At 45.9% G+C, this 7,671-nt stretch carries 6 protein-coding genes and 1 tRNA gene; 5 read left to right on the top strand and 2 right to left on the bottom strand.

Annotated elements, in window-relative coordinates; genetic code table 11:
* Positions 1-524, bottom strand: a 524-nt coding sequence (locus KGY70_14080; protein MBS3776318.1) for an aminotransferase class V-fold PLP-dependent enzyme, incomplete at its 3' end; no start/stop codon positions are given.
* A 197-nt stretch (positions 525-721) separates the two neighbouring features.
* Between KGY70_14080 and KGY70_14075 the strand changes: the two genes are divergently transcribed.
* Positions 722-1,201, top strand: coding sequence for an Hsp20/alpha crystallin family protein (locus KGY70_14075; GenBank protein MBS3776317.1), 480 nt, complete (start codon positions 722-724; stop codon positions 1,199-1,201).
* A gap of 216 nt (positions 1,202-1,417) precedes the next feature.
* Positions 1,418-2,104: a Crp/Fnr family transcriptional regulator gene (locus KGY70_14070; GenBank protein ID MBS3776316.1), complete on the top strand. Its 687-nt coding sequence runs from the start codon at positions 1,418-1,420 to the stop codon at positions 2,102-2,104.
* 36 nt (positions 2,105-2,140) lie between these two features.
* Here KGY70_14070 and KGY70_14065 read toward each other — a convergent pair whose 3' ends face one another.
* Positions 2,141-3,328 carry a beta-lactamase family protein gene (locus tag KGY70_14065; GenBank protein ID MBS3776315.1) on the bottom strand — a complete coding sequence of 396 codons (1,188 nt, stop codon included), beginning with the start codon at positions 3,326-3,328 and terminating at the stop codon, positions 2,141-2,143.
* Between the two features lie 183 nt (positions 3,329-3,511).
* Here KGY70_14065 and rlmD point away from each other — a divergent pair, with 183 nt between their 5' ends.
* The 3 genes from rlmD (at position 3,512) to KGY70_14050 (ending at position 7,634) form a co-directional block, all read left to right on the top strand.
* The gene (rlmD, locus tag KGY70_14060; protein ID MBS3776314.1) at positions 3,512-4,921 is read left to right on the top strand and encodes a 23S rRNA (uracil(1939)-C(5))-methyltransferase RlmD; all 1,410 of its coding nucleotides are present in this window, start codon (positions 3,512-3,514) and stop codon (positions 4,919-4,921) included.
* A gap of 160 nt (positions 4,922-5,081) precedes the next feature.
* Positions 5,082-7,433, top strand: a complete 2,352-nt coding sequence (locus tag KGY70_14055) for a tetratricopeptide repeat protein (protein MBS3776313.1) — start codon at positions 5,082-5,084, stop codon at positions 7,431-7,433.
* 115 nt (positions 7,434-7,548) lie between these two features.
* Positions 7,549-7,634 (top strand) — tRNA-Ser (locus KGY70_14050).
* Positions 7,635-7,671 lie beyond the last annotated feature (37 nt).

Below are 7,671 nucleotides of genomic sequence, written 5' to 3'. Positions count from 1 at the left end.
TCGGTGTGGAAAAGGATTCCGTGATCCTCTGTTATCCGGGCCAGTTTGTCAATCGACTCAATGGTACCGATCTCGTTGTTGGCATGCATGATGGAGACCATAATGGTCCGGGATGTTATGGCCTCCCGCAGATCCTCTTCCCGAACCATTCCTGTATCGTCCACCGGAAGATAGGTAACCCGGTACCCTTGTCCTTCCAGATACCTGCATACTTCCAGTACGGCAGGATGTTCGATTTGGGAGGTGATCAGGTGATTTCCCTTTTCACGGTGTGCCCAGGCCGCTCCCTTGATGGCGTAATTGTTTGATTCGGTACCCCCGCTGGTGAATACGATCTCGTGAGGATAAGCGTTGATCAATGCAGCTACCTGCCTGCGCGCTTGTTCAACCGCCTTTTTTGTTTCCACGCCAAAGCGATGAATGCTGGAAGGGTTTCCGAAGTACTGCTCCATAAAGGGTTTCATCGCCCCGGCCACTTCCCGGTCCACAGGAGTAGTGGCATTGTAATCCAGGTATATCTCCATCTTTCGTTGACTTTGGTTCCTAAAAGTAACAATTTATTTGAAAGATTCCATGTTGCTGAAGGGAATAGACTGTCTCTTATTGTGCCTTGTTTGTCAGGATTCTGCAAATAAAAATATGCCAGTTTGTCATTTTTTTGGCTCAGGAAAAGACACATCGTCATATACCGGGGCTTGGCACGCGGTTTGATCCTTTAAGGGTGGAAACATTAAAAAATGTAGAACCAAAAAGAAAGGAGGGTTGTACCATGATACCCATGTTAAGAAATAGAAAATTTCTGCCCAGCTTTGACGACGACATGTTTGGAAAGGATTTTCTGAAAGATTTCTTCGATTATGAATCGAATCCAAGCATACCGGACATCAATGTCAGGGAAGACAAGGACAAATACACCATTGAAGTAGCAGCTCCCGGACTGGATAAGAAAGATTTTGACGTAGACGTTCAAAACAATGTATTGACGATTTCTTCAGAGAAAGAGCATAAGGATGAGAACAAGGATGAGAATTATCTGAGGAGAGAATTCAGCTACAGTTCATTCCAGCGCTCCTTCAGTCTGCCTGAAACTGTTCATGTAGATAATATTAAAGCCAGGCATGAGAAGGGAGTGCTTTATGTAGAGCTGCCCAAAAAGAAAGAGGCTGTTGAAAAAGCTTCCAAGAAGATTGACATTGAATAATCTCTTGAGGTGTAGGATAAAAACGCCTGGTGCCCTGTGTACCGGGCGTTTTTTTATGGGTTTTGAACCATTGCTTTAGATGAAGGTCTTATATGCAGGATGTCTGACCAGAGGGAGATAAAAAAACCTTTTTTCTTTTTTATCAGAAGCTTATTCCTTACATTTGCATGTTGAACAACATATTCGTCATCATAAACCCATAAATCAGCAGATCCAATGACCAACGACGCCCATGTAATAGATAGGATGCAGGTATTCAAAGACTTAACAGAAGATCAAAAACAAACACTCAAAGATAACAGCACCATCTCCACTTATAAAAAGAACGAGATCATTTATAAAGAGGGAGATAAGCCCACCGGCCTGATTTTTCTTGCCAAAGGCAAGGTAAAGATCTACAAGGAAGGCATCGGCGGCAGAGAGCAGATTGTGCGCATGGCTCGTCCTAACGGTTTTATTGGTTTCCGGGCCCTTTTTGCCAGGCAGAATTATCTGGGTACTGCTGAATCCATTGAGGAATGTGAAATATGGACCATCGAGAAGAAGACCCTGTTCGATATCATCATGAACAACGGCAAGTTTGCCTTGAACATCATTGGATTTCTGGCTTCCGAGCTGGGATTTTCCAATACCCGTACCGTTACCCTCACTCAGAAGCATATAAGGGGCCGTCTGGCGGAATCGCTGATCTTTTTAAAGGACACATACGGATACGAGGAAGATCAGGCTACATTAAAGGTTTACCTTTCCCGGGAAGACCTGGCCAACCTCTCCAACATGACCACCTCCAATGCTATACGAACCCTCTCGGCTTTTGCCCAGGAAGAGGTAATCGCGCTGGATGGAAGAAAGATCAAGATCCTGGATCTGGATTCTCTGGAGCGTATCAGTGAACTGGGTTGATCCGGTGGCCGGAAGGGGGCAGGCCAGGGAGGAGGGTTAACCTTCCTGCAGCATGGATTGTATGTTCTCGGTTATTTTGCTGTTGTAGGGCCTGTCGGTATGGTTGAGGATGATGATGGTACTGGTGTCTTCAATATAGCGGATGATACCTGTTCTAAAACCGTTCCATTTGCCATAATGGTAAACCACTTTTTCCCCGTCCACTTCTCTCAGGCGGAATCCGAATCCATATGGATACTGGTTGCCGTTTTTCAGTTGCAGGGGCTCGAATGCTTTATTCATGGTTTGTTCTGAGACCAGGGTGTTGTCATACAAAGCCCTGTCCCATTTATACAGATCTTCCATGGTGGAGTATACCCCTTTATCGCCAACCGTACCGTCGTTAACCGTGGCCGGTACCCTTCTGTATCTGCGGCCCCAGTATTTGTAACCATCCAGATGTTTCTTTTCCCTGGAGGGATAAGCGGCGCTTTGAACGAAGCTGTTCTCCATGCCCAGGGGCTCGAAGATCTCCTGGCTCGTAAATTGGTCGAAACGCATTCCGGTGGCTTTTTCTATGATGGCTGCCAGTATCACGTAGCCTGTATTGGAGTATCCAAAACGGGTGCCGGGCCTGAAATGAAGGTTCAGTTTATGCCTGGCCAGCAATTTCATCAAATCCGTGTTATAGGGAATTTCTTCCCCTTGCCAGTAATGCTCCAGCAACCACATGTAATTGGGTAATCCTGCCGTATGGTTTAACAACATGTGTATGGTAATTCCTTCATAGGGGAAATCAGGAAAGAACCGGGTTACTGTATCATCGTAACTCAGCAAATCTTTCTCAATGGCTATCAAAGCGGCCATAGCTGTAAACTGCTTACTTACTGAAGCCAGCTGGAAAACGGCATCCCTGGTAAGGGGGTCTTTTTTACGGGGATTGGTATATCCAAATGATCCCTCATAGATCAGATTCCCTCTATAAGCCACCAGTACATTGCCCTGAAAATTATATCTTTTGTGGTGCTGTTGCATGAAGGCATCAATACGCTGAATCTTTTGTTTGTGAATGATTTTAGCCAGGTTGTACTCATCTACCTGTTCCTCATAATCTGAGCCTCCTGCCGCAGCATCATGATGCATGGATGAGTAGGTGATGGGAACCACAAAGATGGCTGCCATCAGCAGAAAGCCGGTGAGGGCATGTATTTTTTTTCTGTAAGGAGGATACAGCATAAGCTCCATTCATTCAATGGTGCGAAATTAAATCAAATTCCTGTAAAATTCAATACTTAATTGGCTTTGAAAGATTGATTTTCTCTATTTTGTGCGAATATTTTTTTTAAGTACTGCCTGAAATCCTGCATTGTGATTTCCCCGAGCAGGTAAGTATTTTTTCTGCAACTTCATTATTTTTGCAACAAAAAAGTGGGAAGAAGAAAGCGTTTGCCGGTATTTGAAAAAATCACCATCGAAGATATTGCGGCCGAAGGCAAGTCCATTGCACGGGTTGAGGGGCAGGTGATATTTGTTACTAAGGCTTTGCCCGGAGATGTGGTGGACCTGAAGATCACCAGGAAGAAGAAATCATACATGGAAGGTAAACCCGTGTATTTTTATGCCTACAGCAGTATGCGGGTAGAGCCTTTCTGTAAGCATTTTGACTTATGCGGGGGCTGTAAGTGGCAGGATTTGCCATACCAGGAGCAGCTCCGCTTCAAACGCAAGCAGGTGGTAGATAACCTGGAACGCATCGGGAAGGTGGACTTGCCTGAGATAAACGATATATTGCCATCTCCTTATACCCGCTATTACAGGAATAAGATGGAATTTTCCTTCTCCGATTACCGCTGGCTTACGCGTGATGAGATAGAGGCATCGGATGAACAACTCGAGAAACGTGGCCTGGGCTTGCACATCCCCGGCCGCTGGGATAAAATTGTCGACATTGAACAGTGCCACCTGCAGCCTGATCCTTCCAATGCCATTCGCAATGAGATCCGGCGGTTTGCTATCGATAACCATTACAGCTTTTTCAATCTACGAACCAACCAGGGCTTTCTCAGAAACCTGATCATACGTACTTCCTCCAATGGGGAGGTGATGGTGATTGTTGTTTTTTCTGAGGATCATGCTGAACAAAGAGCGGCCCTTCTGGACCATATTAAACTGAACTTCCCTGATATTACTTCCCTGATCTATATGATCAATGCCAAGGCCAACGATTCCATATATGACCTGGAGCCGGTCGCCTATTGCGGACGGGAATATATTTTTGAACAAATGGAAGGGTTGCGTTTCAAGATTGGCCCCAAGTCTTTTTATCAGACCAATTCGCATCAGGCCCGCCAACTTTACCAGTTGGTCAGAGAATACGCCGGTTTGCATGGTGATGAGCATGTCTATGACCTGTATACCGGAACCGGCACAATTGCTAATTTCCTGGCCCGGCATGCAGGCAAAATAACAGGTATTGAATCGGTACCCGAAGCTATAGCGGATGCCCGTGAAAATGCCCGCATCAACGGCATCACTAACACCTCTTTCGTTAGCGGCGATATGAAAGAACTGCTCAATGAGGGTTTTTTTAACGATTATGGCTGGCCTCAGGTAGTGGTGACGGATCCTCCCAGGGCAGGTATGCACAGAGATGTTGTCAGCAACATCCTTAAAGCGGCACCCCAAACCATTGTCTATGTAAGTTGTAATCCGGCTACACAAGCACGTGATATCAACCTGATGAGCCCCCATTATTCGGTTGAACAGGTTCAGCCTGTAGACATGTTTCCCCATACCTATCATGTGGAGAATGTGGTGCTTATGAAAAGGAGGCAATAGGAGGGGATCTGCCCCTGTTCGGCGGGTAAATGCGAGGCCTGTTGAGCGGGGTCCATCTGGCTGATTAACAGGGCTCTGTTTACGGGCAACTAAAAATACATAGATTTTTGTATCTTTCAAATGGAATTATTTCGACCCAAATTATGTAAAAGTGATTTGTATGGACCCAAACATCCAACGTTTTGTTCTTTTTCTTTTTCTTTTTTTTCCTCTTCTATCCTATGGGCAGGATCACGAACCCAAGCATGATTCAATCATGCAGCTCATTGAGGATGCCCAAAACGATTCCGTCAAAGCCACTCATTACCTGAGCCTGGGCAATCTTTATGCATATAGCCATCAGGATTCTGCCATAAGCTATTATCAGCAGGCTTTCAATCTTTGCCGGGAGGGGGGATTCACCAGGCTTGCAGGTAAATGTCTCAATTACATTGCCGTTATCTACATCTACCGGTCTGAATACGACAAGACCATCGATTATCTGAATCGTTCCATAGCCCTGAAGAAGCAGGCTGGCGATACCGGAGGCATGGCCAACGGGTACAACAACCTGGGGGTGATCCATAAAAATCAGGGAAATTTCGGTAAAGCCATGGAATATCTTCAGAAGGCCACCCGTTTGCGTCATGCCTTGGCTCCCCGACTGACCGATTCCTCACGAATAATCAACAATACTGAGAAACTGGGGCAGGCCTGCAACAACCAGGGCAATATCCATTATCAGTTCGGCGATTATTCCAGGGCAGTGGGTTTTTACAAACGGGCATTGGAACACTTTGAAAAGATCGACAATTCCAAGGGAATTTCGAGTTGTTACAACAACATTGGCAATGTATTTGAAGAACAACAGAATTACGATAAGGCGAAGGATTACTATACCCGGGCTTTGGATCTGAACCGTGAGCTTAATGAGATACGCAATATCGGCACTTGTTTGAACAACCTGGGCGAGATTCATTTAAAGCAGAGTCAGATCAGGCAGGCCCGGACCCATTTTCAGAAATCCCTCAAATACAGAGAAAAAGCCAATGACAAGCGGGGCATATCGGCTGTATATTCCAACCTGGCCATGGTCAACCTGAAAAACAGGAATTATAGTAAATCCCTTGATCAACTGCATAAGGCCCTGAAATTGGACAATGAGATAGGAGACAAAAAAGGCATGGCAGAGGATATGATCACCCTGGCCAGGGTTTATCTGAAACAGGACAGATTGAACCAGGCCACTGATTTTGCCCTACAAGGCAAGCGGATATCCGATACCATTCAGGCTCCTTTGCAGGAGAAGTCGGCCCTGCAGATCCTTGCTCAGATATATGAAAAGAGAGGGGATTACCGCAGGGCCTTACAATATACCCGGGATTTTGAAGAAATTGAGGATCGGTTGTTCAATAAAGAGAAGAATCAGCAGATTGAAGAACTGGAAACCAAATATCAGCTTGAGAAGAAACAGGAAGAGATCCACCGGCAGGAGGAGCTTCTCGACAGGAAGGAAAACCTCATTCGCAAGCAGCAGGTTCAGAAATATGCCTATATAGGCGGCATTGTATTTGTATTGGCCATATCGGTATTGATATATGTTAACTATCGGCAAAAGCGGAACATCAACAAGTTGTTGATGGAGCAAAACGAGGAGATTGAAAGTCAGAATGAAGAGTTGATCCAGCAAAATGAGGAGATACGCAATCAGCGGGATGAGTTGGAAAGGCAGCGCAACCTGGCCCATGAGCAGCGTAGCGAGATTGCAGTCAAGAACGATGAGATCGCCTCGAGCATTCAGTACGCCAAAACCATCCAATCGGGTTTGCTGATGTCTGAGCGTGCCATCCGCCAGATGCTGCCGGATCATTTCATGTTGTTTAAGCCCAGGGACATTGTAAGTGGCGATTTTTACTGGTTACATCAGAAGAATGGACAGGTGATGTTTGCTGTGGTGGATTGTACCGGGCATGGGGTTCCCGGTGCCTTTATGAGCCTTCTGGGGATGTCCTTCCTTAATGATGTGGTTCAGGAACGGAATCAGCCCCAAGCGGGAGATGTGCTCAACCGTTTAAGGACCAAGGTGATCCATGCACTGCGCCAGAATGTGCCCGACACGGACAACCGCAACAATATAGATATTGCTTTGTGCATATGGGATAAGGAGAACCGGCAGCTTCAGTATGCCGGAGCTTACAATCCTCTTTACCTGGTGCGTAATGGTGAATTGGAAGAATACAAGGCCAACCGGACGACCATCGGTATAGAGAGCAAGTTGGAAGAGTCATTTACAACCCAACATATTCAGCTTCAGCAGGGCGATACGATCTATTTGTTCACCGATGGCTATCCCGATCAATTAGATGAGAAGCAGCATGAAAAGATGAACATTTCCCGGTTCAAAAGCCTGATAAAGGATCTTGCACCCCTCGAGCTGCAATGCCAGAAGATCCGGCTGGATGATCATTTTGAGAACTGGAAAGGTCAGTATGAACAGGTAGATGATGTATTGGTGATGGGGGTGAGATTCTGAAACGTTTGAGACCTTTGTTCCGGTTCCATGCGTCGGTTGGAGCCCTTTCGTGTTTTTTTGAATTTTTTGGGGACTCTTCTTGGGAGGATAAAATTAATGTTTTAGTTTTGCAACCGGAGGAATGGCGGAGTGGTCGAACGCGGCGGTCTTGAAAACCGTTGTCCCTTCGCGGGACCGGGGGTTCGAATCCCTCTTCCTCCGCATAAATTGTTGAAATTTACAGCTTACAAGACAAACG

The organism is Bacteroidales bacterium (assembly GCA_018334875.1).
Taxonomy (GTDB): Bacteria; Bacteroidota; Bacteroidia; order Bacteroidales; family UBA12077; genus JAGXLC01.
The sequence above is the reverse complement of the archived record's forward strand: the minus strand, read 5'-3'. Positions and strand labels throughout refer to the sequence as shown.